The organism is Streptomyces sp. WMMC940, from assembly GCF_027460265.1.
Taxonomy (GTDB): domain Bacteria; phylum Actinomycetota; class Actinomycetes; order Streptomycetales; family Streptomycetaceae; genus Streptomyces.
In genome coordinates this window covers 2,187,058-2,213,175 of sequence record NZ_JAPZBC010000001.1, presented here as the reverse complement: position 1 = coordinate 2,213,175, position 26,118 = coordinate 2,187,058, and the positions used below count along the sequence as shown (strand labels likewise).

The following is a 26,118-nucleotide window of genomic DNA, read 5'->3' as shown; positions in this document are numbered from 1 at the left end:
GGGGATTCCGGCCGCCGTTGAAGCGCGGCCGGGCATGTCGGGCTCTGGCAGCGGGAAGAAGCCGGTGGTGGGCCAGACGATTCGCTCCTCGGCGTCCCCGTCCCGGGGCGCCCGGCCTGATCGGCCCCGTGGCCGTCGGACCGGCGAAGCGGACGGGGGAGGCCCGATCCCCGGGCGGAAGAGGCCCGGGGCCCGTACGGACTCAGCCGGGGACCAGCACCCAGAAGTGGTCGGCGATCCGGTCGAGGAAGTCCTTGCCCGACTCCCCGGAGCCGGCCGACGCGCCCCAGCTGGAGGTGGCCGCCATCCGGGCGTGGTAGTCCGTGTGCAGCCGCTGCAGCACGCCCTCCAGCTGCCGTCGGGGAAGCGGCAGCATCTTCGCCACCGGGCGCACGTACGCCTGCCAGCGGGTGGTCGCCGCGCTGCGCAGCAGCTCCGCCAGCTCCTCGTCGCGTCCGGTCGCGGTGAGCAGCTCGCGCGGGGTCAGGGACAGCGCCTCCGCGAGGGCGGCGGTCTGCCGTTCGTTCCCGCGCCAGCGGTTGCCGTCCTCCATGCGCCGGTACGCCGCCGGATCCATGCCCACCCGGCGGGCCACGTCCTCGGCGCCCAGAGCTCGGGCCAGGCGGTGCTCGCGCAGGCTTTGCGGGGTGCCGAGCAGTTCGCCGGGCGAGCACCACAGCACTCCCGCGAGCGCGGTCAGCTCCCGGGAGTCCGGCGCCAGGAGTCCCCGCTCCCAAGCGACCACGGTGTCCGCGGTCACCGGGAGCCCGTACTGGGCCTGGAGCCCGTAGGCGACGTGGCCCGGCGCCATTCCCAGGCCCTCGCGCAGTCGGCGGGCGGCGGGAGCGTTGAAAGGCGGGGTGGAGTGCACGCGCACACCGTAGGAGCGGAGAGTCACGTCCGGCTACGGTGTGTTCGACCAAGGTGTGAACTCGTAGAAAGGTCCACCGGGCCGCTCCGCCGGCGGTCGGCCGTTCCCATGAGAGGACGCGGCGCGTCAGGGGCGGCGCCGCGGTCCGGCGACGGGCGGTCCACCGCGTCGATCACCCCCGGGTGTTCATGATGCTCTTCAACAGCCGGACGGCGAAAGCGAGTCGGGACATGGCGAGGGGCACTGCGTCCCTCGCGGAGTGTCGATCGGCTCGACCCGCACGGTGCCGGTCAGCGGCCGGAGCGGAGCCAGCGGTACTGCAGCTCGGGCCGGCCGACCTGGCCGTACTGGGGGCTGCGCGCAGCCCGGCCCTCGGTGACGAGATGCTCCAGATAGCGGCGTGCGGTGATCCGCGAGATCCCCACCGCCGTACCCGCCTCGGCCGCGGTGAGCCCGCCCTCGGCGTCCCGGAGGGTGCGGGTGACCGCCTCCAGGGTCGGTGCGCTGAGGCCCTTGGGGAGGGCGGCCGGCTGCGGGGTGCGCAGGGTCGCCAGTGCGCGGTCCACCTCGTCCTGCCCGGACGCCTCGCCGGCGGTGGCGCGGAACTCGGCGTACCGGTCGAGGCGGTCGCGCAGGGTGGCGAAGGTGAACGGCTTGAGGACGTACTGGACGACGCCCAGTGACACGCCCTCACGGACCACGGTCAGATCTCGCGCGGAGGTCACGGCGATCACATCGGCGGAGTGCCCGGCGGCCCGTAGGGAGCGCAGCAGCTGGAGCCCGTGCCCGTCCGGCAGATAGAGGTCGAGCAGGATCAGCTCCACGGGGGTGCGCTCCAGCACCCGGTACGCCGCGGCCCGCGAGTGGGCGACGCCCGCCACGGTGAACCCCGGTACGCGGCCCACGTACAGCGCGTGTGCGTCGGCGGCGACGGGGTCGTCCTCGACGACGAGCACCCGGATCCCGGTGGGGGCGGTCATCCCGCCACCTCCGTCGCGCGTCTCCGGCCGGGGCGTCCGTTCATGTCTCGACCTCCGTGGTGCTCAGGGGCAGCCGTACGGTGAACTCCGCGCCACCGTACGGGCCCCGGGCCGCCTCCACCGTGCCCCGTCCCCGGTGCGCGGCCTGCCGCACCAGTGCGAGCCCCAGGCCCCGTCCCGGGCCTCTGGTCGACCAGCCACGTTCGAACACGCTCTCCGTGTCCCCGGGACCGAGCCCGGGTCCCGTGTCGCTGACGCGCAGCACGAGCCCGTTCTCGTCGGCACGCGCGGTGACGACGACGCGCGGGCGCGCGACGGCGGCGCGGGCGTGCGCTGCGGTCGCGGGCCCGTGGCCGTCGTCCCCGTGCACGTCGAGCGCGGCACGGGCGGGCCCGGGGGGCCGGTGGCCGTGGCCCCGGTGCCCGGCGTCCTCCAGCCCGCCCGGGGTGGTTGCCGGCCGATCCGCGCCGGCTCGCGCGGCCCGTGCGCCCGGAACGGCGGCCCCGGGCTCGTCGTGGCCCGGCTCGGGGGCGGGCCGTACGGCGGTGGGCCGTCCGGCGGCCCCGGCCCCGGCGGCATCGGGCGGGGTCGGCGGATGCGTGCCGGGTGCCGCGGCCATGGCGGCCGCTCCGGCGGTGACGGCCGCGGACGCATCCACGAGGGGGCTCCCGGCCCGGTCCGCTCGCGCCCCGCGTGCGGCCGGTCGTTTCGCCGAGGACGCCTCGACCGCGTTGTCGATCAGGTTGCCGAGGATGGTGACCAGGTCCCGGGGCGGGAGCCAGGGCGGGAGGACCCCGTCGTCGATACGGCTGTCGTCGGTGAGGACGAGTTCGACGCCGTGCTCGTTGGCCTGGGCCGCCTTGCCCAGGAGCAGGGCCGCCAGGACCGGCTCGCCGACCGCGGTCACCACGCGGTCCGTGAGGACCTGCGCCAGTTCGAGTTCCGCGGTGGCGAACTCGACCGCCTCGTCCGCGCGGCCCAGTTCGATGAGGGAGACCACGGTGTGCAGCCGGTTGGCCGCCTCGTGGGCCTGCGCGCGCAGCGCCTGGGTGAAGCCGCGCTCGGAGTCCAGTTCACCGGTCAGCGACTGGAGTTGGGTGTGGTCCCGCAGGGTCACCACCGTGCCGCGGCGCTCACCGCCGACCACCGGCTGGGTGGAGACGACGAGCACCCGGTCGGCCGTGAGGTGCAGTTCGTCGACGCGCGGCTCGCTCGCCAGCAGGGCCCCCGTCAGCCCGGGCGGCAGGCCCAGTTCGTCGGGGGCCCGGCCCACGACGTCCGCGTCGAGTCCCAGCAGCTCCCGTGCCCCGTCGTTGATCAGCGCGATGCGGCGGTGTCCGTCGAGCATCAGCAGCCCTTCGCGCACCGCGTGGAGCGTGGCCTCGTGGTAATCGTGCATACGGCTCAGTTCCGCCGCGTTCATCCCGTGCGTGTGCCGCCGCAGCCGGGCGTTGATCACGTATGTTCCCAGTCCGCCCAGTGCCAGTGCCGCTCCGGCCATCGCCAGCAGTGCCGTGAGCTGCTTGCCGAGCTGCTCGCTGATCTTGTCGATGGTGATGCCCGCACTGACGAGCGCGACGATCCGGCCGGAGTCGTCCCGCACCGGCGCCACCGTCCGCACCGACGGCCCCAGCGTCCCCGTGTAGGTCTCCGAGACCGTGTGTCCCCGCCGTGCCTCGTCGATGTGACCCAGATAGACGTGTCCTATCTCACCCGGTTCGGGATGGGTCCAGCGCCTTCCGTCCGGTGACATGATCACCACGAAGTCGACCTCCGCGTCCTTCCGCAGTCGCTCCGCGTGCGGTTGCAGCCGCGCCGTCGGGTCCGCCGACCGCAGTGCCGTCACCACCGACGGGAAGTCCGCCACGGCCGCCGCGGTCGCCGTCGTCTGCCGGCGCGCGGTCTCCTCGGCCTGTGCGCGGTCCGTGACGTAGGAGAAGAGCGCGAAACCGGCCACGATGGCGGTGACCAGCACGACCTGCATCGCGAAGAGCTGGCCGGCGAGGCTCCGCGGGCGGGGGATGCGCATGGCTCAAGTCTGCCTGGCCGGTTTCGTGTGAACGAAACGCACGCAACGGTGACCGGGGTCACAGGGTCCTGAATAGTCACGGGCATCCACCGGGACGTGGATGAACACCAGGCCGAGGAGGAATCCCCGTGGCAACCGCTCCAGCAGCCGCAAGGCGGGATCGCACCCACTATCTGTATCTCGCCGTCATCGGTGCCGTCGTCCTCGGCGTCATCGTGGGCTTCGCCGCCCCCGGCGTCGCCGTCGAACTCAAGCCGATCGGCACCGGGTTCGTGAGCCTGATCAAGATGATGATCTCCCCGATCATCTTCTGCACGATCGTGCTCGGCGTCGGCTCGGTCCGCAAGGCGGCCAAGGTCGGTGCCGTGGGCGGTCTGGCCCTCGGCTACTTCCTGGTGATGTCGACGGTCGCGCTGGCCATCGGCCTGATCGTGGGCAATGTCCTCGACCCGGGGCACGGACTGCAGCTGACGGACGCGGCGAGGGCCGCGGGCGAGAAGCAGGCCGAGGGCGCCGGCGAGGGCACCGTGGACTTCCTCCTCGGGGTCATCCCGACCACCCTGGTCTCCGCCTTCACCGAGGGCGAGGTGCTGCAGACCCTGCTGGTCGCGCTGCTCGCGGGCTTCGCGCTGCAGGCCATGGGCTCCGCCGGGGAGCCGGTCCTGCGCGGAATCGGCCACCTCCAGAAGCTGGTCTTCCGCATCCTCGCGATGATCATGTGGGCGGCCCCGGTGGGCGCCTTCGGGGCCATCGCGGCCGTCGTCGGCGAGACCGGCGTCGACGCCCTGAAGTCGCTCGCGGTCATCATGATCGGCTTCTACGTCACCTGTGCGCTGTTCGTAGTCCTCGTCCTCGGCACCCTGCTGCGGGTCGTCGCCGGGGTCAATCTGTTCGCGCTGCTGAAGTACCTGGGTCGGGAGTTCCTGCTGATCCTGTCCACCTCGTCCTCCGAGTCGGCGCTGCCGCGGCTCATCGCGAAGATGGAGCACCTGGGCGTCTCCAAGCCCGTCGTCGGCATCACCGTCCCGACCGGCTACTCCTTCAATCTGGACGGCACCGCCATCTACCTGACGATGGGCTCGCTGTTCGTCGCCGAGGCGATGGGGACCCCGCTCTCGGTCGGTGAGCAGATCTCGCTGCTGGTCTTCATGATCATCGCCTCGAAGGGTGCGGCGGGTGTCACCGGCGCCGGCCTCGCGACCCTCGCGGGCGGACTCCAGTCGCACAAGCCCGCCCTGGTCGACGGCGTCGGCCTGATCGTCGGCATCGACCGCTTCATGAGCGAGGCGCGCGCCCTCACCAACTTCGCGGGCAACGCCGTCGCCACGGTCCTGGTCGGCACCTGGACCAAGGAGATCGACAAGGAGCGTGCCGCCGAGGTCCTCGCCGGCCGCATCCCGTTCGACGAGTCGACCTTCGTCGACGACCACGCCCCGGGCGCGGCCTCCGCCGAGGTGCCGGAGCAGCGTGACGAGGCGCGCAGGGAGCCGGCCCTGAAGGTCTGAGAGCACCGCCGTGACCGTGCGGGCCCGGGGCGCACACCGCCCCGGGCCCGCACGCGTCCCCCGGCGCCCGGCCGGAGAGCCCTCAGCCGGCGGGCTCGCTCAGCCGCCCGGGAGGAGGAACACCGCGCACGACCGGGGCCCACCCGTGTCGCATGTCCCGGGTCCGGACCGTCCGATGGGTCCTGGCCGGGCCGGGCCGTGCCGGGCGCGGGCGGAACCCCGCCCGGCCCCCTCCGGCTGGCCGGATCGCGGTCGGTGCCCAAGGGTGGATCCAAAGGCGATAGGACGGGAGAGACGGATGCCCAAATACCTGGTCCGGGCCAGCTACAGCGCCGAGGGCACCAAGGGCCTGCTCACCGAGGGCGGCACGGGCCGCCGGGAGGCCGTGGAGCAGGTCCTCCGCTCCTGCGGCGGCACCCTCGAATGGATGTACTTCGCGTTCGGCGACGACGACCTGTACCTCGTGCTGGACATGCCCGACGCCGTCTCGATGGCCGCCACCTCCATGAAGGTCCGTGCCACGGGGGCGATCACGTCCCGGGCCGTGCCCCTGCTCAGCGTCGAGGACATCGACGCGGCGGCGCGGACGCGGGTCGACTTCCGGCCACCGGGAGCCTGACGCCCCGGAGGGCGACGGTGCCGCCGGGACGGGGGACCCGGCGGCACTCGTCGTACCCGGCGGCGGCCGCGCCGCGTCGGACCGCGCCGCCGCCGGTGGCTCACTGCTCGATGGGGCGTCCGTCCGTTCCGCAGATGTAGCCCGCCACGATGCAGTCCCGCACCCGGCGTTCCAACTCCGCCTGGTTCCAGGCGTTGAAGAAGTCGCCGTGGAAGGTGTGGCCGGGGGCATCGGTCACATTGACCCCGCCCCGGGTGCCGGCCAGGGTGAGCCCGCCGCCGTGCACCGGCCAGGTGATCAGCAGCTCCAGCCGCGGCACGACCACCGGATGGCTCGACGGACACGTCTGTCCCGTCGCGTACGCCATGTGGTCGCGGTGGTTGGCGCTGTCCAGGTTCCTCCCGTCCCAGCAGGTGGGGAAGTCCAGGTAGTTCTCCAGCTTCGTGCCCGGCGGGCAGTTCATGAAGTCCCGGCTGGACTCGGGCCGTCCCACGCAGGACCAGCGCGCGGCCGGGTTCTGGTCGGGGGAGGTGGCGAGGGCGTTCCCGACCACGTACCGCAGTCCGCGCGGATGGGCCACGGCGCGGGTGCGGTCGGTGATGCCCTGGTAGTAGACGGTGACCCGCTCCGGGGCCACGGGCACTCCGTTCTGGTAGAGGGTCGGCGTCCAGTAGGACGAAAGGTCCGTGCTCGGCGTGCAGTTGGTGGTGCCGGCGCTCAGCGACTGGAGCGTCGACGAGGCGTTCGCCGTCCTGTTCCCGTAGAACTCGTGGATGTGGGAGCGGCCCGCCTGGCCGGGGAACACGATCGGGTCGTCGCCCCGCCGGTGGCTGGAGAAGCAGTCCGCGCGGAACTCGCTCCCGCGCAGCGGGGCCGCCGCCTGGGCGACGATCGCCGCCGCCTGGGCCTTGGTGTAGGTGTACGCGTGCGCCCTGTGGTTCATCGGGGCACGGCCCTCGCCGTGCCCTTCGGTGCCGGCCGCGCAGCCCGCGGTGGCCAGGAAGAGCAGGGCCGCCGCGCTCGCGAGCGCTCTTCGGATCGGCATGTCCTTCCTCCGCTCAGCCGAAGGGGATGCGGACGGAGGACTGGTTGCCGGTGCCCAGGGTGCTGCCGCCGTTGCCGATGGCGTTCCACACCTCGATCCGCACTCTGCCGTTCGTCAGATCGCCGTGCGTACCGGTGGCCGAGCGCAGACCGCGTGCCTGGGTGTAGTGCTCGTATCCCGGGACGGGGTCGGTGGCGAAGTAGTGGTACGTCTCGGTGCGGTCCCAGGTCCCGTCGCCGGTGCGGTCGTAGCTCACCCGCACCTGCTGGCCGTTGGCGACGGTCGTGCCGGCGTCCACGAAGAGGTCGAACTGCGTCGAACCTCCGTTGTACGCCCGGGTGAGCGGGCCGGAGGTGAACACCTGCGGGCTGTGCGGGGTGCCGTCGTGGTTCGCTCCGCCCGCCGACGCGAGCGTGACGGTGGAGACGGACCCGGTCGCGTCCCCGGCGGCACCGCCCCCGCGCAGGTACAGCTGGGAGGAGCCCGTCGGCGGCGGGTCGGTCGGCGGCGGGGTCGTGCCGCCGCCACGGGTCCACACGGCGACGTAGTCCACGAGCATCGGGCGGCCGGGGACGGTCGCGGCGGTCGGCGTCTTCCCCGCCAGCGCGTCCGGGAAGGCGCCGCCGATCGCGACGTTGAGGAGGATGAAGTAGCCGGCGTGCTCGGTCATGTCGGCCCAGGTGCCGGCGTCCATCTGGTTCTGGTTCACGCTGTGGTAGAGCCGGTCGTCCACGTACCAGCGCAGGGCGTTGGGCGAGGCGGAGCGGTCCCACTCGAAACGGTACGTGTGGAACGCGGACTGGCAGCTCGCGCCGGGGCAGGTGCGGCTGGCGCCGAGGCCGCTGGTCTCGTTGCACGGCCCGCCGGGGTTCACTCCGCAGTGGAGCACGCCCCAGACGGAGTTGAGGCCGTTGACGTTCTCCATGATGTCGAACTCGCCGATGCCGGGCCAGTTCCAGTAGTTGCCCCGGTACGGTGCGCCGAGCGCCCAGAACGCGGGCCAGTAGCCCAGTGCCGCGTCCCCGGTCACATTGGGCATCTGGATCCGGCCCTCGATGCGCAGGGTGCCGCCGGCCGGGGCCTTGAAGTCGGCGCGGTGGGTCTCGATCCGCGCGGAGGTCCAGTTGCCCGCGCCGTCGCGAAGCGGGGTGATGCGCAGATTGCCGCCGCCGTCGAGGCTGACGTTGTCCGGGTTGTTCGTGTAGTTCTGGATCTCGCCGGTGCCCCAGTTGGCGGGGCCGCCCGGATAGCCGTGGCCGGTGTCGATCTGCCAGTTCGCGGAGGAGGGCAGGGACCGGTTCGGACCGGTGAAGTCGTCGCTCCACTGGAGGTTCCAGTCCGGCGCGGGGGGTACCGCGCCGCTGGCCGGGCTCGCGGGACCGAGGGCGAGGAGCCCGGTCAGGGCGACGGCGAGGGCCGTGAGCGCGGTGATGAGTGGGGTACGGGAGAGTCTGCTGATGCGGCTCGTGCTCAAGGAAGACCTCCGGGAGGGGGTGGTGCCGGAAGTGGTTGAGAGCGCTCTCAGGATGTTTTGTAGATGGAGGCACCGCGGTCGTCAATGCCTTGCGCGCGTTGACTTCCTGAATGCACACGGCACTTGGGGGCCGGACCCGTCCCGCCACTGGACGCGCCGCGCTCCGCCGCCCCCGCCCGGCGGGGACCGGACGGACCGTGGCCGGCCCGGCTTCCCGGGACCGGGCGGGGGCTCAGTAGTTCTGCCACTCGTGCTGGGTGTACTCCAGCACCGCGGGATCCATCAGCGTGCTCGCCCGCACCTTCTGCGGGCGGCGGTCCAGCGGGAAGACCGTCGCGGCCCGCAGGACCGCGTCGTCCAGGAAGCGCAGGCGCGGGGCGTCCCCGGCCAGGCGCAGGGCCGGCGCCGCGCCCTCCCTGCCGGGAACGGCCAGGACGTAACCCCAGTTGCCGAAGCTGGGCACGTCCACCTGGTACTCGGTGGTGCGGTAGCCGGCCGCGCCGATCGTCGTGGCGACGGACCAGAAGGACTTCGGGGCGAAGAAGGGGGACCCGGCCTGCACCACGACCTGGCTGCCGGGCTTCAGCACCTTCCCCAGCAGGTGGTAGAACTCGACCGAGTAGAGCTTGGCCAGCGCCGCCGTGTCCGGGTCGGGGAAGTCGACGACGACCGTGTCGAAACGCTCCGTCGCGTCCCGCAGCCAGTTGAAGGCGTCGGCGTTGACGGCGGTGACCCGCGGGTCCGCGAGGGCGTGGCCGTTGAGTTCGCTGAGCGGCTCGAAGCCGCGGGCCAGCCGGGTCATCGCCGGGTCCAGATCGACCAGTGTCACCTTCCCGACCCGGTCGTAGCGCAGCACCTCCCGCAGGGCCAGCGCGTCCCCGCCGCCGAGGATCAGTACGGACGCGTGACGCCCCGACATGGCCGGGTGCACCAGGGCCTCGTGGTAGCGGTACTCGTCGACGGAGGAGAACTGCAGGTCGCCGTTGAGGAAGAGCCGGGTGTCGGGCTCCCCGGTGAAGGCGGTGGACCGGGTGACGACGATGTCCTGGTACGGGGTCGTCTCGGCGTGGATGATCGGGTCGCGGTAGAGCTGCTGCCGCGCGGTGACCTCGATGTCGTCGGCCAGCACGTACACCGTGCCGAGCACGGCCAGGACCGCGGCGACCACGACCAGCAGTCCGGTGCGCACCGCGCGGCGGGTCTGCCGGCGGAAGATCCACAGCACCACCACGACCCCGGCCAGGGCATTGACCGCCCCCACCACCAGGGCGCCCTTGAGCTGGCCGAACGTCGGCAGGAGCAGCAGGGGGAAGCACAGACCGCCGATGAGGGCACCGATGTAGTCGACGGCGAACATGTCGGCGACGGCGCTGCCGGCCTCCTGGCGGCGGATGCGCTGCAGCAGGGTCATCAGCAGCGGGATCTCGGCCCCGATGAGGAGGCCGACGACGAACGAGACGACCACCATGGCCGGCATGTAGATGCGCAGCCAGGCGAAGCACAGGTAGAGGACGAGCACCGACAGGCCGCCGACGAGCGCCAGCAGTGCCTCGACGGCGGCGAACGCGCCGACGGCCCGGCGCTGCAGTGGTTTGGCCGCCAGCGATCCCACGCCCATCGCGAAGACCATGACCGAGATGACCACCGAGGTCTGCATCACGGAGTTGCCGATGAGGTAACTGCCCAGCGCCGTCAGGGCCAGCTCGTACACCAGGCCGCAGGCCGCGCAGAGGAACACCGAGAACAGCAGCAGCACCCGTGCGCCCCGGGACCGGACGGGGGACCCGGATGCGGCGGTGGGTTCGTGTGAGTCGGTGCGGTCCTGCACGGTGGTGCTCACGGGGTGGTCAGGAGACCGCGGCGCCGACCATGAAGGCCGTGCCGAGGTACATCGCGGCCTGCACCCAGGCGGCCGGGTGCGGGCGGCCGTCGCTGTCGTCGAGCACGGTGGCGCCGAGGCGGCCCGGTGTCAGCAGGCCGACGACGCAGGCCACGAGGGTCATCACGACGACTCCGGCGAGGCCGTACAGCAACGTGCTGAACAGCCCCAGACCCAGGCCCTGTTCGGACTCGCTGGCCCGGATGGACTCGTCGATGATGAGGCCGATGGCCACGGTCTGCCCGGCGAGGAGGACCGCGGCGCCGCGGTTGCGCTCCGTCCACACCACGTGTACGAGCTTGCCGGGGGTCACCAGGTCGAGCGCGATGAAGCCCACGGCCATCACGATGAAGCCGGTCAGGCCGTAGAGCAGGGCGGTGCCTGCCGACTCGAGGATCTCTGCCACGGGGGTGCCTTTCGGGGACGTCGTCGGTATGGGGGCGGGCGGATCGCGGGGGACTACTTGCCGGAGCCGGGGCCGCCGCCGCGGAACGCGTCGGTCCCGGGGTCCGGCCAGACGTTGCCGATACGGGACTTCCAGCGCTTGTGGCCGGTGCGGTAGTCGTCGATCTCGATCCGGCTGCCCCGGAGGTGCGGGCTGATGGCGACGATGTCGTTCCGGTACCGCAGGAAGACCATGTCGCCGTCGGCGACGCGGTCCATGGCCGCGGTGTGCCCGTGTATCTCGTCACCGACCCTGGAGACCCGGTCCGACGGGTCGGTGTAGCCGGGGCCGCTGCCGCCGTACTGCTGCCGGATCCAGGAGGACGGGGCGGCGTTGCCGTCGTCGTCCGGCTCGTCGGAGCACGCGGTGAGGGCGGCCATGGCGAGCATCGTCGCGGTGAGGAGTCGGGCGGTCTTCAACGGGCCTCCAGCCGGGTCTGCGTCGCCACGATCTGGCGGCTCTGCGGATAGGTGTGCCAAGTGCGCCAGCGCAGCCCGGTTCCGTGGGGCTCGACGGTCAGCGCCGTGACGGCGTCCGGGGAGCCGGGGAAGACCCCGCAGAGCGACCGCGGGTCACTCTCGCAACGGGCACGCACGGCCGCCACCCGCTCGGTGAACCCCGCGGCGGTGCAGTGCAGCACGCGGGCGCCGAAGTGGTAGCGCCAGTCGTCGAACTCGTGCGTCGTGGAGTCGGGCAGCCCGCCCTCGACGCCGGGCAGGCAGGCCACCGTCTCCCGGACCGGACCGGCGAGGACCTGGTGCGAGGCACCGAGCAACCGCAGCTGTACGTCGACTCCGGCGAGGGTGACGTCGCGTACGGCGAGCGCCGGGTGCTCCGGCCGGCCCAGTGTGAAGGACAACTGGTCGGCCCCGGTGTCCAGATAGGGGGTCGTGAGGGGTATACCGGTCATGCGCCGCCGCCGGCGCGGATCTCACGGGCCGTCGCGACACGGCCCGGCCACGGCACGGCCGCCGCGACGCGGGCGGCACCGCCGGCGCCGACGGCGCCGGCCTCGGCGGGCACGGGCTTCACGAACGATCCCCAGGGCTTCGGTACGGGCATGGAGCGCGCCGAGTATGGCACAGCGTTCGGGCGCCGGTTCGGGCGGTTCGTTCACCTCGCTCGCCGCGCGTCGGGTGTCGGCCCGGTCCGGTCGCGGTGTCGGGCCACTGTGTCCCCGGGCAACAAAAAACCCGGTCCGTATTTGACGGTCCGGGTATTTCTCCGCGTATATTGAATAGTTCCGTGTTCAGCTGCGAGTTAAAACACGGAGAACTTCAATAAACGTACTGTAGCGCGTCAGGAGCTGAATTGTCAACCGAGGAAATGCGGCAGGAACAACAATTCGTCTCCCTCGCCCATGAGCGGCTCGATCAGCTGAGGGGGGAGGCCGAGGCCGCGGTGCGCGCCACGATGGCGCAGGTCAGCACGGGCCGGCAGGCACGCGTGGAGCGCGACATCGAGGTGGCCGAGCACTCGGCCTCGATCGCCGCGCTGAATGCCGCCGACTCCGGTCTCTGTTTCGGACGTATCGACCGGCGCGACGGAGTGACGTACCACATCGGGCGAACGGGAATCCGCAGGGACGACGCCGAGCGAACGCCGTTGCTGATCGACTGGCGGGCGCCCGTCGCGCGCCCGTTCTATCTCGCGACCGGTTACGAACCGCTCGGGCTGCGCAGGCGCAGGCACATCACCACCGAGGGCCGCACCGTCACCGCGCTGCACGACGAGATCATGGACCTCGCCGATCCGACCCGTACCGGCCACGAGTCGCACGACGCCGACGAGGTGCTGCTCGCCGCCCTCAACAGCGCCCGCACCGGGCGGATGGCGGACATCGTCTCCACGATCCAGGCCGAACAGGACCACATCATCCGCGCCCCGCAGCGCGGGGTGCTGGTCGTCGAGGGCGGTCCCGGCACCGGCAAGACCGCCGTCGCGCTGCACCGCGCCGCGTACCTCCTGTACGCCCACCGGGAGCAGCTCGCCAAGCGGGCCGTGCTGATCGTCGGGCCCAACCCGGCGTTCCTCGGCTACATCGGCGAGGTGCTGCCGTCCCTCGGCGAGACCGGGGTCCTGCTCTCGACCGTCGGGGAGCTGTACCCGGGCGTACGCGCCACCGGCACCGACAGTCCCGCCGCCGCGGCCGTGAAGGGCCGCGCGGACATGGCGGACGTGCTCGCCGCGGCCGTACGGGAGCGGCAGCAGGTGCCCGAGAAGGGCGAGCCCATCGTCATCGCCCACGACGACGGCGAGCTGGTCCTCGACTGGGACATCGCCGTGGAGGCACGGCACAAGGCCCGCGAGACCGGGCTGCCGCACAACCTCGCCCGGCCCTACTTCGCCTTCCGCATCATCGACGACCTCACCACCCAGCTCGCCGACCGCATCGGCGAGGACCCGTACGGCGGCCCCAACTTCCTCGGCCCCGACGACATCGCCCAGCTCGGCAAGGCCGTCGCCGCCAGCGCCGAGGTGCACGCCGCGATCGCCTCGCTCTGGCCGCCGCTCACCCCCGAGGAGTTCCTCGCCGACTACCTCGCGGACCCCACGCACCCCGACGAGGCCGACGCGGACCTGATCAGACGTTCCGGCGGACCGTGGACCCCCGCCGACGTGCCGCTCCTCGACGAGGCGGCGGAGCTCCTCGGCGAGGACGACTCCGCGGCCCGCGCCGCCGCCGAGGCCGAGCGTGCCCGCCAGATCGCCTACGCGCAGGGCGTGCTGGACGTCTCGTACGCCTCCCGCACCTACGAGTTCGAGGACAAGGAGGACGTCGACGCCGACGCCTCCGAGGTGCTGGCCGCCCATGACGTCATCGACGCGGAGCGGATGGCGGAGCGGCAGGAGGAGGCCGACCACCGCAGCGCCGCCGAGCGGGCCGCCGCCGACCGGACCTGGGCGTTCGGGCACATCATCGTCGACGAGGCCCAGGAGCTGTCGGCCATGGCCTGGCGGCTGTTGATGCGCCGCTGCCCGACCCGCTCGATGACCCTCGTCGGCGACCCGGCCCAGACCGGCGACCCGGCGGGTTGCGACTCCTGGGAGCGGATCCTCGCCCCGTACGTCGAGGACCGCTGGCAGCTGGCGCGGCTCGGCGTCAACTACCGTACGCCCGCCGAGATCATGGAGTACGCGGCGGAGCGGCGCAGGAGCACCGACCCGGAATTCACCCCACCGCGCTCCATCCGGTCCACCGGCATCGCCCCCTGGGAGCGCACCCTGGACCTCGCCGACGTGGCGGCCCTCGCCGCCGCCGAGGCGCCGGAGGAGGGCCGGCTCGCCGTCATCGCCCCGCGCGAGCTGCACGCGGGGCTCACCGGGCTCGGGGGCGACGGGCCGCTCGACCTCTCCCGGCCCGTCGTCCTGCTCGACCCCCGCCAGGCCAAGGGCCTGGAGTTCGACACGGTGGTGGTGGTCGCGCCCGAGCGGATGCTCCCCAACGATCTCTATGTGGCGCTGACGAGGGCCACCCAGCGGCTCGGGGTCGTCACACCGGCCTCAGCCACACCGTCGCCAGCGGCGGCAGGGTGAGCTGCACGCTGGTGCGGTGGCCGTGGGCGGCCACGGACTCGGGCTTGACCGGGTCGTCGTTGCGGACGTCCCCGCCGCCGTACCGTGCCGCGTCGGTGTTCAGCACCTCCGCCCAGGCGGGCACGGACGGCGGCACACCGAGCCGGTACTCGTGGCGCACCACCGGTGAGAAGTTGGAGACGGCGAGCAGCGGGGCACCGTCGGCGTCGTAGCGCAGGAACGCGAAGACGTTGTCGTCGGCGGCCCCGCCGTCCACCCAGGAGAAGCCCTCGGGGACGGTGTCCCGCTGCCACAGTGCCGGAGTGGCCGCGTAGACCCTGTTCAGCTCGCGCACCAGGTCCCGCACTCCCCGGTGGTCGCCCTCGGCCGAGTAGGAGGGGTCCAGCAGCCACCAGTCCGGCCCGTGCCCCTCGGACCACTCCGCGCCCTGGGCGAACTCCTGTCCCATGAAGAGCAGTTGCTTGCCCGGATGGGCCCACATGAAGCCGAGGTACGCCCGGTGGTTGGCGCGCTGCTGCCACCAGTCGCCGGGCATCTTCGACACCAGGGCGCGCTTGCCGTGCACGACCTCGTCGTGCGAGATCGGCAGCACGTAGTTCTCGCTGTAGGCGTACACCATCGAGAACGTCATTTCGTTGTGGTGGAACTTGCGGTGCACCGGCTCGTGTTCGACGTAGCCGAGCGAGTCGTGCATCCAGCCCATGTTCCACTTCAGACCGAAGCCGAGCCCGCCGAAGCCCGCCGGCCCGACGTGGTGCGTGGCCCGGGTCACGCCGTCCCAGGCGGTGGACTCCTCGGCGATGGTCACCACACCGGGGCAGCGCCGGTAGACGGTGGCGTTCATCTCCTGGAGGAAGGCGACGGCGTCGAGGTTCTCCCGGCCGCCGTGCTCGTTCGGGCTCCATTCGCCGTGCTCGCGCGAGTAGTCCAGGTACAGCATCGAGGCGACCGCGTCGACCCGCAGTCCGTCGATGTGGAACTCCTCGCACCAGTACACGGCGTTGGCGACGAGGAAGTTGCGCACCTCCTTGCGCCCGTAGTCGAACTCGAGGGTGCCCCAGTCGGGGTGCGCGGCGCGGGCCGGGTCGGAGTGCTCGTACAGCGGGCGGCCGTCGAACTCCGCCAGTGCCCAGTCGTCCCGGGGGAAGTGCGCCGGCACCCAGTCCATGACGACCCCGATGCCGGCGCGGTGGAGCGCGTCGACCAGGTGGCGGAAGTCGTCCGGGGTCCCCATCCGTGCCGTGGGCGCGTAGAAGCCGGTCACCTGGTAGCCCCAGGAGCCGCCGAAGGGGTGCTCCGCCACCGGCATGAGCTCGACGTGGGTGAAGCCCAGGTCCTTGACGTAGGCGGGCAGCTGGTCGGCCAGCTGTCGGTAGGTGAGCCCCGGGCGCCAGGAGGGCAGATGCACCTCGTACACGGAGAACGGGGCCTCGTGGACCGGCCGGGCGCCGCGGTTCGCCATCCACGCCTCGTCGTGCCAGACGTGGTGGGACTCGGTGACGACGGACGCGTTCGCCGGCGGCACCTCGGTGCGGCGCGCCATCGGATCGGCCCTGAGCGTGCGGGAGCCGTCGGGCCGGGTGATCTCGAACTTGTAGAGCGCGCCCTCACCCACACCGGGCGCGAACAGTTCCCACACCCCGCAGGCGCCCAGCGAACGCATGGCCCAGGCCGTGCCGTCCCAGTAGTTGAAGTCCCCCACGACCCTGACCCCGCGGGCGTTGGGCGCCCAGACCGTGAAGCGGGTGCCCGTGACGCCCTGGTGCGTCATCGGCCGGGCACCGAGGGCGTGCCAGAGCTCCTCGTGCCGTCCCTCGCCGATCAGATGCAGATCGAGATCGCCCAGCGCGGGGAGGAAGCGGTACGGGTCCGCGAACTCGACGACCGTGTCCTCGTACCCGACCTGGAGCGCGTACTCCGGGACCTTCCGCAGGGGCAGCAGCGCCGAGAAGAATCCGTCGCCGTCGTCGTGCAGCTCGGCGCGCAGCCCCTTGGCCAGGACCGTCACCGACTCCGCGTAGGGCCGCAGCACCCGGAAGGCCACCCCGCCGCGGACCAGGTGCGCCCCCAGCTGGGAGTGCGGATCGTGGTGCGCGCCGGCGAGCAGCCGTTCCCGGTCGGATGCGTCGAGCGGTTTGGCGGGGCGTACGCCATTGCGGGGAGTCACGGGGACGGCCTCCTTGTGCTCAGGGGGAAGGCGGGGCCGGGGGCGGCCCAGCTGTGGGGTGACGCGGCGTCAGCCCGCCGGGCCGGCCAGCCGCTGGATGGCGGACATGGGGACGGGCAGCCAGTCCGGCCGGTGACGGGCCTCGTACACGACCTCGTACACGGCCTTGTCCGTCTCGTAGGCGCGCAGCAGTTCCGCCTCGGCGCGAGGGTCGGAGCCGGACGCGTCGGCGTAGCCCTCGCAGTACGCGGCACGGCAGCGCGCCGCCCAGGCCGGGTTCCAGGGGCGGTGGGAGCGGGCCGCGTAGTCGAAGGAACGCAGTATCCCGGCGATGTCGCGCACCGGGGGCTGCACCCGGCGGCGCTCGTCGAGCGGGCGGGCCGGCTCCCCCTCGAAGTCGATGACGGACCAACACCCGTCGGGTGTGCGGAGGGCCTGGCCGAGGTGGAGGTCGCCGTGGATGCGCTGGGCCCTGCCGTCGCCGTCGAAGGTCGCGCCGGCGATCGCGTCGAAGGCGGCGCGCAGCCCGCGGACGTACGGCAGCAGCGCGGGCACGGCCCGGAGCGCCGCGTCCAGGCGCTCGTTCATCGCCGTCGCCAGGTGCTCGGTCTGGGGCCCGCTCAGTGAGACGGTCGGCAGCGCCGCGGCGAGCGCGGTGTGCACCTCCGCGGTGGTCCGGCCCAGTGCCTGTGCCTCCTCGGTGAAGTCGTCGCCCTCGGCGAGCGCCTTGAGCGCCAGCTGCCAGCCGTCCTGGGAGCCGCGCAGAAACGGCTGGAGGACCCCCAGGGTGCAGGGCTCGGGCGTGTCCGACTCGAACCAGGCGACGGGCGCGGGCACCCGGTCGCAGCCCGCCCGGGCGAGCGCGAGAGGCAGTTCCAGATCGGGGTTGATCCCCGGGTACACCCGGCGGAAGATCTTGAGGATGTACGAATCCCCGTACACCAGCGACGAGTTGGACTGTTCGGCGTCGAGCACGTGGGCCGGGAGCCCGCCCGGGACGGGAGCCGCCCGGTCGAAACGGAGCGGGCCGAACCGGCCGGGCCTGCGGAGCCGCTCCAGCAGCAGCCCGGCGAGCCGGGGGTCGTGCAGGCCCTCGTAGACGGTCCGGCCGGCGAGCGGCCCCTCGTCCACGCGGCCGATCATGGCCGGGGCGAGGTACGGCGGCAGTGCGGTGCGTACGCCGAGCAGCAGCTGGTAGCAGTCGCCACCGGTTCCGGGGTCGCGCTTCCCGGCCGGGGTCCGGCCGACGGCGGCCCTGGAGCCCACGGTCTGGCCGGGCTGCCTGACGCGCAGCAGCAGGTGCAGCAGTCCGGGGCCGGCCGAGTCGACCGGCAGCAGTTCGACCGCCGCCACCAGCGCGAAGCCGGTGACCGGGCGCCCCTTTCCCGCGAACCACCGCTGCCTGGGCAGCCACTCGCGCAGCAGGGGCGAGAGCGAAGGCAGCAGGGCGACGGGGGTCCGGGTGGATGCAGCCTCCGACATGGCATCGCGTCCTTTCCCCGGGCACACCACAGGTTGCGAAGAGTGTCCCGGATTGCGGCAAATAATAGCTGTCCGGGCTGTGCGTGGGGGTCCCCCCGCCGCAGGCAGGGGGAGTGTCGGCGGAGGATGGTCCGTACGGACTCGGACCCGATCTCGATATGAGGGGAATCGTGCCCCGTGCGGGACGGCCCAACCGCCCCGCACACGACATGGCATGTGCCGGAATCACACGCCCTTGGGCGCGCGGGCCTTGCGCGAGGCCGCCTTCACCGCGGTCTCCGCGACCACCGGCTCCTTGCGCAGCCGGAACCAGTAGAAGCCGTGCCCGGCCAGCGTCAGGAGGTACGGCCACTCGCCGATCGCCGGGAAGCGGACACCGCCGATCAGCTCCACCGGATGGCGGCCGTTGTACCGGCGCAGGTCCAGTTCGGTGGGCTGGGCGAACCGTGAGAAGTTGTTCACGCACAGGACCAGGTCGTCCGAGCCGTCCTCGGTCGCGGGGGCCTCCCGCAGGTACGCCAGCACGGCCGGGTTCGACGACGGGAGTTCGGTGAAGGTGCCGAGGCCGAAGGCGCGGTTCTGCTTCCTGATCTCGATCATCCGCCGGGTCCAGTGCAGCAGCGACGAGGGCGACGCCATGGACGCCTCGACATTGGTGACCTGGTAGCCGTAGACCGGGTCCATGATGGTCGGCAGATAGAGTCGGCCGGGATCGCAGGACGAGAAACCGGCGTTGCGGTCCGGGGTCCACTGCATCGGCGTGCGCACCGCGTCCCGGTCGCCCAGCCAGATGTTGTCGCCCATCCCGATCTCGTCGCCGTAGTAGAGGATCGGTGAGCCGGGCAGGGACAGCAGCAGCGCCGTGAACAGCTCGATCTGGTTCCGGTCGTTGTCGAGCAGCGGGGCCAGCCGGCGCCGGATGCCGATGTTGGCGCGCATCCGCGGGTCCTTGGCGTACTCCGCGTACATGTAGTCGCGCTCCTCGTCGGTGACCATCTCCAGGGTCAGCTCGTCGTGGTTGCGCAGGAAGATGCCCCACTGGCAGTTCTTCGGGATCGCCGGGGTCTTGGCGAGGATCTCGGAGACCGGGTAGCGGGACTCCCTCCGCACGGCCATGAAGATGCGCGGCATCACCGGGAAGTGGAAGGCCATGTGGCACTCGTCGCCGCCCGCAGGGAAGTCCCCGAAGTAGTCGACGACGTCCTCGGGCCACTGGTTGGCCTCGGCCAGCAGTACCGTGTCCGGGTAGTGGGCGTCGATCTCCTTGCGGACCCGCTTGAGGAAGGAGTGGGTGGCCGGGAGGTTCTCGCAGTTGGTGCCCTCCTCCTGGTACAGGTACGGCACGGCGTCGAGCCGGAAGCCGTCGATGCCGAGGTCCAGCCAGAAGCGCAGCGCGGAGATGATCTCCTCCTGCACCGCGGGGTTCTCGTAGTTGAGGTCGGGCTGGTGGGAGAAGAAGCGGTGCCAGTAGTACTGCTTGCGGACCGGGTCGAAGGTCCAGTTGGAGGTCTCCGTGTCGACGAAGATGATCCGGGCGTCCTGGAACTGCTTGTCGTCGTCGGCCCAGACGTAGTAGTCGCCGTACGGTCCCTCCGGGTTGCCGCGGGACTCCTGGAACCACGGGTGCTGGTCGCTCGTGTGGTTCATGACGAAGTCGATGATGACCCGCATCCCGCGCTGGTGCGCGGCGTCGACGAACTCGACGAAGTCGGCGAGGTCGCCGAACTCCGGCAGCACCGAGGTGTAGTCGGCGACGTCGTAACCCCCGTCGCGGAGCGGGGACTTGAAGAAAGGCGGCAGCCACAGGCAGTCGACGCCGAGCCACTGCAGGTAGTCCAGTTTGGCGGTGAGGCCCTTGAGGTCGCCGATGCCGTCGCCGTTGCTGTCCTGGAAGGTGCGGACGAGTACTTCGTAGAACACCGCGCGTTTGAACCAGTCGGGGTCCCGGTCCTTGGCGGGGGTGTCCTCGAAGGTGTCGTGGACGGGCTCATTGACGATCATGATGTGGGTGACCCTCCGGTCGGCGGGGACGGTCGCAGGACGACGATGTGCGCAGGCGTGACGCCCGGCTCGAGGCGCACATAGTTGGCCCTGCCCCAGTGATAGGTCTCGCCGGTGAGCTCGTCGCGCACCGGTACGGTCTCGTGCCGGTCGAGGCCGAGTTCCGGCATGTCAAACGAGACCGTCGCCTCCTGGGTGTGGTGGGGGTCGAGATTGACGACCACCAGAACGGTGTTCGAACCCGTTCGCTTGCTGTAGACGATCACGGAGTCGTTGTCGGCGTGGTGGAAGCGGAGGTTCCGGAGCTGCTGCAGAGCCGGATGGCGCCGCCTGATCCGGTTGAGCGTCGTCACCAGCGGGGCGATGCTGCGTCCCTCCCGCTCCGCCGACTCCCAGTCCCGTGGCAGCAGTTGGTACTTCTCCGAGTCCAGGTACTCCTCACTGCCCGGCCGCAGCGGGGTGTTCTCGCACAGCTCGTACCCCGCGTACATCCCCCAGGTGGGGGAGAGGGTCGCGGCGAGCACCGCGCGCACCTCGAACGCCGGCCGCCCTCCCTCCTGGAGGTACGCGTGCAGGATGTCCGGGGTGTTCACGAAGAAGTTGGGTCGCATGCAGGCCGCCGCCTCGCCCGACAGCTCCGTCAGGTACTCGGTCAGCTCCTGCTTGGTGTTGCGCCAGGTGAAGTACGTGTACGACTGCTGGAAGCCGATCGCGCCGAGCGTGCGCATCATCGCCGGGCGGGTGAACGCCTCCGCGAGGAATACCACGTCCGGGTCCGTACGGTTGATCTCGCCGATGACCCTCTCCCAGAAGACCACCGGCTTGGTGTGCGGATTGTCGACGCGGAAGATCCGCACCCCGTGTGCCATCCAGTGGCGCAGCACCCGCACGGTCTCCTCGACCAGCCCCTTCATGTCCCGGTCGAAGGCGATGGGGTAGATGTCCTGGTACTTCTTCGGCGGGTTCTCCGCGTAGGCGATGCTGCCGTCCGCCCGGTGGTGGAACCACTCGGGGTGCTCGGTCACCCACGGGTGGTCGGGGGAGCACTGCAGGGCGAAGTCCAGGGCGACCTCCATCCGCAGGTCCCGGGCGCAGCGCACGAACGCGTCGAAGTCCTCGAGCGTGCCGAGGTCCGGGTGGACCGCGTCGTGCCCGCCCTCGGCCGAGCCGATCGCCCAGGGCACTCCGACGTCGTGGCGGCCGGCCTGGAGCGTGTTGTTCGGGCCCTTCCGGAAGGTGCTGCCGATGGGGTGGACGGGCGGCAGGTACACGACGTCGAAGCCCATCGCGGCGACGGCCGGCAGTCGCCGTGCCGCCGTCCGGAAGGTGCCGGAGACGAGTCTGCCGCGCTTGACCCGGGCGCCCTCGGAGCGCGGGAAGAGCTCGTACCAGGAGCCGAACAGCGCGCGGGTGCGTTCCACCCGGAGGGGCAACGGGGCCGAGGCGGTGACCAGTTCGCGCAGCGGATGGCGGGCGAGCGCGGCGAGCGCGTCCGGGGCGAGCGCCGCCTCCAGCCGCTCGCGGTCCGGCCGGTCCTTGTCGCGCAGGCCGTCGGCGGCGGCGAGCACGGCCTCCCGGCCCGCCTTCTTGGGGACGCCGGCGGCGGCGCGTTCGTAGAGCTCCGCGCCCTCGGCGAGGACCAGGGCGACGTCGATCCCGGCCGGAACCTTGATGCGGGCGTGGTGCCGCCAGGTGGCCAGCGGATCGCTCCACCCCTCGACGCTGTAGGTCCACCGCCCCTCGGCGTCCGGCGTGACCTCGGCGCCCCAGCGGTCGGTGCCGGGGGCGAGTTCGCGCATCGGGGTCCAGGGGCCCGGCCGGCCGCCGGGGTCCCGCAGGACGACGTTGGCGGCCACCGCGTCGTGCCCTTCGCGGAACACGGTGGCGGTGATCTGGAACGTTTCGCCGACCGTCGATTTCGCGGGCCTTCGGCCGCAGTCGACGAGGGGGCGTACGTCCAGCACGGGAATGCGGCCAATCAGCGGGTTCACGGCATCACCTGGGGGCTGTGCGGGCTCGGCGGGTCGAACGGGCGGTCCCTCTTCACGGGGGGCGGGTGTTCTTTGTAACTGCTCCGTTGACGACTGGCGGGCTGCGGGCATGGCCGCTCCTGTCCGCGTTCACTCGAATGGAAGGGTCGCGAGTGCGCTCCGGTGCTACCGGGGGAGCCTTCCCATGCGCTTCGGGTCGGCAATCCGGTGGTCCGTTAACTACTAGGGCGTAGGTCGCGGCACAAGGTCGCGGCCGTCCGGAGGGCGGTGCGCGGCCGCCTCCGGAACGGTTCCGGGCGTGCGGAGAGCGACCGTAATGAACATTCGAAGTCAACTTCGGTCATCTTCTTACCGTGTTGAGTTCAGTAATTCCTGATTACTAATCGAGAATCGATCGCATACGGTTCTTTTTGGCCAATCGCCCGGGTCGCCGGAATGATCGCGGAACGCGCCGGCCGACTTTTGTTGAAAGGTTGCGAAAAAAGCTGCGTCCCCCTCCACCGGATGATTACTGTGAAGCCTCATCCGGAGTGGGCACTCCGGGTTCCGACGATCAGTCATGCGTGCACCCTCACCTGGGCACATCCATGCCTGAACCACGTGCGAAACACCGCGGTGGCCGGCCGTTCCCAGCACATGCCGGCGACCGCATCGGGGGGTGGGGGACAGTGCACCCGGACCATGCGGGAACCGGCCTCGACGGCGAACTCCGCGCCGCGCTCCGCGCCGCCGACGTCCTGGAAGGCGGACCCGCGGCGCGCGCCGGCCGGCGGGCCGCCGAGACGCCGCCGGCCCCGGACCACCGCGGAGTGGCCCATCTGATACCCGGCACCGACACCCCTTCCGCGCCGCGTGCGTGGAAGCGTGCCTGGCGCGACGTCCTCGCCGGGGAGAGCGCCCGCACCACCCGGTCGGGCCTCGGCTGGGCGCTCACCTCCCTCGCAGGCGGGCGGTTCGCCGCGCTGGACGTCCTGGAGATCGGCTGCGAGCGGCTGCGGCTGAGCCGGGTGGCCTACGGCAGCGACGGCCGCGGCCCCTCGACCCGGTCGCTCGCCGACTCGGCCTGGGCCGACCTCACGGCCGAGGCCACCGACCGTCCCTCCCCGGCTCTCCCCGAACGGCTGCGCCGGCTCTTCCTCCTCGCCGGAGGAACGGGCCCCGCCGCCGCGGACGTCACGGGCTCCCTCGGCCGGGCACTGCGGACCTTCGTGCGCGGGACCCCGCTCGGCGCGGATCCGCTCCTGGTCGTCGTCCGGGCCGCCGGCTGGCGGCCCGTGGAGCAGGCGGCCGACGCCCTGTGCCCGGAGGCGGCCCCGGCCCTGCGGCTGCGGTTGCCCGCGCACTGGCCCGCCGACCCCGGCGACCTCACCGACGCGCTCCCGCTGCGCCGTGCCCTCTGGCTGGCCGCCGCCGACATCGACGGCACGTCGGGCACGGTCGGACTCGTACGGCGCCCCCTCTTCCCGGCCGGCAGCCGCACCGGCGACCCGGCCGGCGGCGATCCCGGAGCCGTCGTACGGGTCCCGGTCGCCGCGCCGCCGGACGGAGCCACCACGGGGGCGAGCGCCGCCGTCGTCGTCTCCGCCGGCCCCGGCGACCCCCCCTCGCGATGGCTCCCGGTGCGGGCCGACCGCCTCGAACTCCCGCCCGGTTCCCGCGCGGCGCTCCACTACCGGCTGCGCGGGCCCGACCGGGTCGACCTCGCGTACGACGGGCACCACGAACCGGAGACCGCGCCCTGGACGGACCTGGCGCACTCCATGCCCCGGCGGCTCTCCCGGCCCCGCCCCGTGGACCTCGTACTCGCCGTGGAGGTCGCCGGCCCTCAGGCGGGCGGCGGCACGGCCGTCGAGGAACGCTTGCAGGAAGCGGCGACGGTCGTGGCCGCCGTAGGGCACGCCGTGGGCGGCGGCGACACGCTCCGCGTCGGGCTCATCGGCTACCGCGACCACGCCCCGCTCGACCGCCCGAACGACAGCGACCCCATCGTCCACCGGCTCGGCATGACGACCGCGCAGGCCGCCGAGCGGGCACTGGCGGGCTGGCACCACAGCGCGCTGCGGCACGACTTCGCGACCGGGCTGGAGCACGTACCGCACGAACTCGCCGCCCGCCGGCACCTGTGGCGGCCGGACAGCCACCGGGTCCTCCTCGTGGTCGGCTCCCGGCCGCCGCATCCGCGCACCGCACCTCCGCAGGTGCTGCGGCGCAGCGCCGCGGTGCGCATCTGCCCCGACCGGGTCGAGTGGGAGGCGGCGCTGGACGAGGCCCGCCACTACGACGGCGTCTCCTGCGTGGCGGTCGTGGACGAGCCCGCGTGGATGGACCACCTCGAGGGCGAACCACATCTCGCGCGGTGGGCCGACCGGGCGTGGGACCTCTTCGGCGCCGACGGCCGGTTCACCGCGGGCCACGACCCGCAGCGCGTCGCCTCCGCCGTGACGGCACCGGCGCTCTGCCTCCCCGAGGACGGCGCACCCATCCGTCTGGTCGTCCCCGACGGAGCGAGCGGGGAGTGGCTGCACGAGGCGGCCGGCTGAGGACCGCGGCAACGCGAACCGTGTGCCCGTCGGGCGCACGGATCGGACAACGACCGTGCGGCGGACGTCTCTCCGCCGCCACGACAGGGGGAGCACCACCATGACCGAGGACGACAAGCGCCCCGAGAGCACGCCGAAGGACGGAAAGCAGGACCGAAGGGACGACCGGGCCGCGGAGGGGCCGTTCGCCGTCTGGGATCCGTCCACACTGGTCGGGGGCCGGGCCGCACTGCCGCCGGTGCCCCCGCCCGCCCGGCCCGCACCGTCGAACGGCACCGCGCCCGGGGGCCCGGCCGCTCCCTCGCCTCCGGGGCCCCGCGACGAGAAGGCACGGACCTCCGGCGCATCGCCCGCGGACGCCGGCCGGCCGGCCGAGCCCGGCAGCTTCGCGGAGAGGTTCGGCGGCCCCGAAGTCCTCGACAAGTCCGCCAGGCCCACCAGGACCGACAAGCCGGACAAGCCCGCGAAGCCCGAGCGGAAGACGGCGGCCGCCGACAAGGCGGCCCCCGGGGACGAGGAGCGCAGGGAACCCGAGGGCCCGGCCTCGGCACCGGAGTCGACCATCACCCTCTGGGGCGGCATGGGCAGCGGGAAGTCCACTCTGCTGGCGGCGCTGTCCCGGGCGGTGCAGGACCCCATGTACGGCAGGTGGAGCATGTGGCCGGAGGACCACGCGTCCAAGAAGTTCCTCAGCGATCTCGCGCACATCCTCTACCGCGACCGCACGTTCCCGATGGCCACGCTGACCGAGCAGCGCCCGGTGCGCTTCACGCTCGCCGGGGACCTCACCGGCACCCGGTTCTCCCGCGCCGGCCGCAGGCGCTGGCGGCGTGGCGCCGACCGCGGCCGCGATCTGACGGAGTTCAAGGTCACCCTCCGCGACCTGCCCGGGGAGGCGTTCGACCTGCACTCGCAGACCGGCGCGGCCCTCGGTGGCAAGCTCATCAAGGACCTCGGGGCCTCGCGCGCCATGGTCTACGTCGTGGACCCGGTCCGCGAGTGGCAGGTCAACGGTGACGACGGCCCGGTCGGTGACGACGCGCGGCAGAACGCGGACTTCTTCACCGACGTCCTCGCCGGGGTCGCCACCGAGGTCAACATGCGCGGAGAACGCCAGGGCAATCTGCTGCCGCACAGCATCGCCGTCTGCCTGGCGAAGTTCGACGACGACCGCGTCTTCCGCTTCGCCTGCGAACAGGGCAACGTCCGGCTCAACCCGCGCACCGGGCAGCCCGAGGTGATGGACGCCAAGCGCCTGTTCGACGGGCTCTGCCAGGCCTTCCCGCACGGCAGCCTGCGCGAGATCAAGCAGCAGATCGAGCTGTTCTTCGCCCCCGAGCGCGTCGGGTACTTCGTGTGCTCCGCCGTCGGCTTCTGGGTCGACCCCGAGCGGGGCTTCGACTTCGAGAACCCCTCCCTGGTGAACCCCGTGGACGACGCCGTCCGCTTCGTCGCACCGCCCCAACCCGTCAACATCCTCGAACCCTTCCTCTTCCTGCGGGGCGTCGGCCCGCAGCAGTCCTGACCCGGCACCCGAGAAGCGCACGAGAGGA

Annotated in this window: 19 protein-coding genes; 5 read left to right on the top strand and 14 right to left on the bottom strand. The window is 72.2% G+C overall.

Annotation, left to right across the window (positions count from 1 at the left end):
* Positions 1-202 precede the first annotated feature (202 nt).
* The 3 genes from O7595_RS09595 to O7595_RS09585 form a co-directional block, all read right to left on the bottom strand.
* On the bottom strand, positions 203-811 hold the full coding sequence (locus O7595_RS09595; protein ID WP_269732434.1) for a helix-turn-helix domain-containing protein: 609 nt from the start codon (positions 809-811) through the stop codon (positions 203-205).
* Between the two features lie 350 nt (positions 812-1,161).
* Complete coding sequence (locus O7595_RS09590; protein ID WP_269728294.1) at positions 1,162-1,851, bottom strand: response regulator; 690 nt, start codon at positions 1,849-1,851, stop codon at positions 1,162-1,164.
* Between the two features lie 40 nt (positions 1,852-1,891).
* A complete protein-coding gene (locus tag O7595_RS09585; protein WP_269728293.1) occupies positions 1,892-3,880 on the bottom strand; it encodes a sensor histidine kinase in 1,989 nt (662 codons plus the stop codon).
* A 128-nt stretch (positions 3,881-4,008) separates the two neighbouring features.
* Here O7595_RS09585 and O7595_RS09580 point away from each other — a divergent pair, with 128 nt between their 5' ends.
* Complete coding sequence (locus O7595_RS09580) at positions 4,009-5,385, top strand: cation:dicarboxylate symporter family transporter (RefSeq protein WP_269728292.1); 1,377 nt, start codon at positions 4,009-4,011, stop codon at positions 5,383-5,385.
* A gap of 298 nt (positions 5,386-5,683) precedes the next feature.
* Positions 5,684-6,004, top strand: a complete 321-nt coding sequence (locus tag O7595_RS09575) for a GYD domain-containing protein (protein ID WP_269728291.1) — start codon at positions 5,684-5,686, stop codon at positions 6,002-6,004.
* Positions 6,005-6,104: 100 nt separating this feature from the next.
* Here the strand turns inward: O7595_RS09575 and O7595_RS09570 are convergent, their stop codons facing one another.
* From O7595_RS09570 to O7595_RS09540, 7 genes are all read right to left on the bottom strand, one after another.
* Complete coding sequence (locus O7595_RS09570) at positions 6,105-7,049, bottom strand: DUF1996 domain-containing protein (RefSeq protein WP_269728290.1); 945 nt, start codon at positions 7,047-7,049, stop codon at positions 6,105-6,107.
* A 13-nt stretch (positions 7,050-7,062) separates the two neighbouring features.
* Entirely contained in the window at positions 7,063-8,523 is a 1,461-nt protein-coding gene (locus O7595_RS09565) for a glycoside hydrolase family 16 protein (RefSeq protein WP_269728289.1), read from the bottom strand.
* 232 nt (positions 8,524-8,755) lie between these two features.
* Complete coding sequence (locus tag O7595_RS09560) at positions 8,756-10,351, bottom strand: polyamine aminopropyltransferase (protein WP_269732433.1); 1,596 nt, start codon at positions 10,349-10,351, stop codon at positions 8,756-8,758.
* 19 nt (positions 10,352-10,370) lie between these two features.
* Positions 10,371-10,808: a DUF350 domain-containing protein gene (locus O7595_RS09555; RefSeq protein ID WP_269728288.1), complete on the bottom strand. Its 438-nt coding sequence runs from the start codon at positions 10,806-10,808 to the stop codon at positions 10,371-10,373.
* Between the two features lie 53 nt (positions 10,809-10,861).
* Entirely contained in the window at positions 10,862-11,266 is a 405-nt protein-coding gene (locus O7595_RS09550; RefSeq protein WP_269728287.1) for a DUF4247 domain-containing protein, read from the bottom strand.
* Positions 11,263-11,757, bottom strand: a complete 495-nt coding sequence (locus O7595_RS09545; protein ID WP_269728286.1) for a DUF2617 family protein — start codon at positions 11,755-11,757, stop codon at positions 11,263-11,265. The genes O7595_RS09550 and O7595_RS09545 overlap by 4 nt, the downstream gene beginning before the upstream one ends.
* Positions 11,754-11,909 (bottom strand): hypothetical protein, encoded by a 156-nt coding sequence (locus O7595_RS09540; protein ID WP_269728285.1) that lies wholly within the window; start codon positions 11,907-11,909, stop codon positions 11,754-11,756. The genes O7595_RS09545 and O7595_RS09540 overlap by 4 nt, the downstream gene beginning before the upstream one ends.
* Positions 11,910-12,173: 264 nt before the next feature.
* On the opposite strand from O7595_RS09540, the gene O7595_RS09535 reads away from it, so the two are divergent.
* Positions 12,174-14,384: a HelD family protein gene (locus tag O7595_RS09535; RefSeq protein WP_269732432.1), complete on the top strand. Its 2,211-nt coding sequence runs from the start codon at positions 12,174-12,176 to the stop codon at positions 14,382-14,384.
* Here the strand turns inward: O7595_RS09535 and glgB are convergent.
* From glgB to O7595_RS09515, 4 genes are all read right to left on the bottom strand, one after another.
* Positions 14,341-16,551, bottom strand: coding sequence for a 1,4-alpha-glucan branching enzyme (gene glgB, locus O7595_RS09530; RefSeq protein WP_269728284.1), 2,211 nt, complete (start codon positions 16,549-16,551; stop codon positions 14,341-14,343). The two genes, O7595_RS09535 and glgB, sit on opposite strands and share 44 nt — an antisense overlap.
* Before the next feature lie 69 nt (positions 16,552-16,620).
* A complete protein-coding gene (locus O7595_RS09525) occupies positions 16,621-18,033 on the bottom strand; it encodes a maltokinase N-terminal cap-like domain-containing protein (RefSeq protein ID WP_269728283.1) in 1,413 nt (470 codons plus the stop codon).
* Positions 18,034-18,258: 225 nt separating this feature from the next.
* Entirely contained in the window at positions 18,259-20,034 is a 1,776-nt protein-coding gene (gene treS, locus O7595_RS09520) for a maltose alpha-D-glucosyltransferase (protein ID WP_269728282.1), read from the bottom strand.
* Positions 20,031-22,016 (bottom strand): alpha-1,4-glucan--maltose-1-phosphate maltosyltransferase, encoded by a 1,986-nt coding sequence (locus O7595_RS09515; protein WP_269732431.1) that lies wholly within the window; start codon positions 22,014-22,016, stop codon positions 20,031-20,033. The genes treS and O7595_RS09515 overlap by 4 nt, the downstream gene beginning before the upstream one ends.
* Before the next feature lie 677 nt (positions 22,017-22,693).
* Between O7595_RS09515 and O7595_RS09510 the strand changes: the two genes are divergently transcribed.
* The gene (locus O7595_RS09510; protein WP_269728281.1) at positions 22,694-24,565 is read left to right on the top strand and encodes a hypothetical protein; all 1,872 of its coding nucleotides are present in this window, start codon (positions 22,694-22,696) and stop codon (positions 24,563-24,565) included.
* Between the two features lie 100 nt (positions 24,566-24,665).
* On the top strand, positions 24,666-26,090 hold the full coding sequence (locus O7595_RS09505) for a hypothetical protein (protein WP_269728280.1): 1,425 nt from the start codon (positions 24,666-24,668) through the stop codon (positions 26,088-26,090).
* Positions 26,091-26,118: the final 28 nt, after the last annotated feature.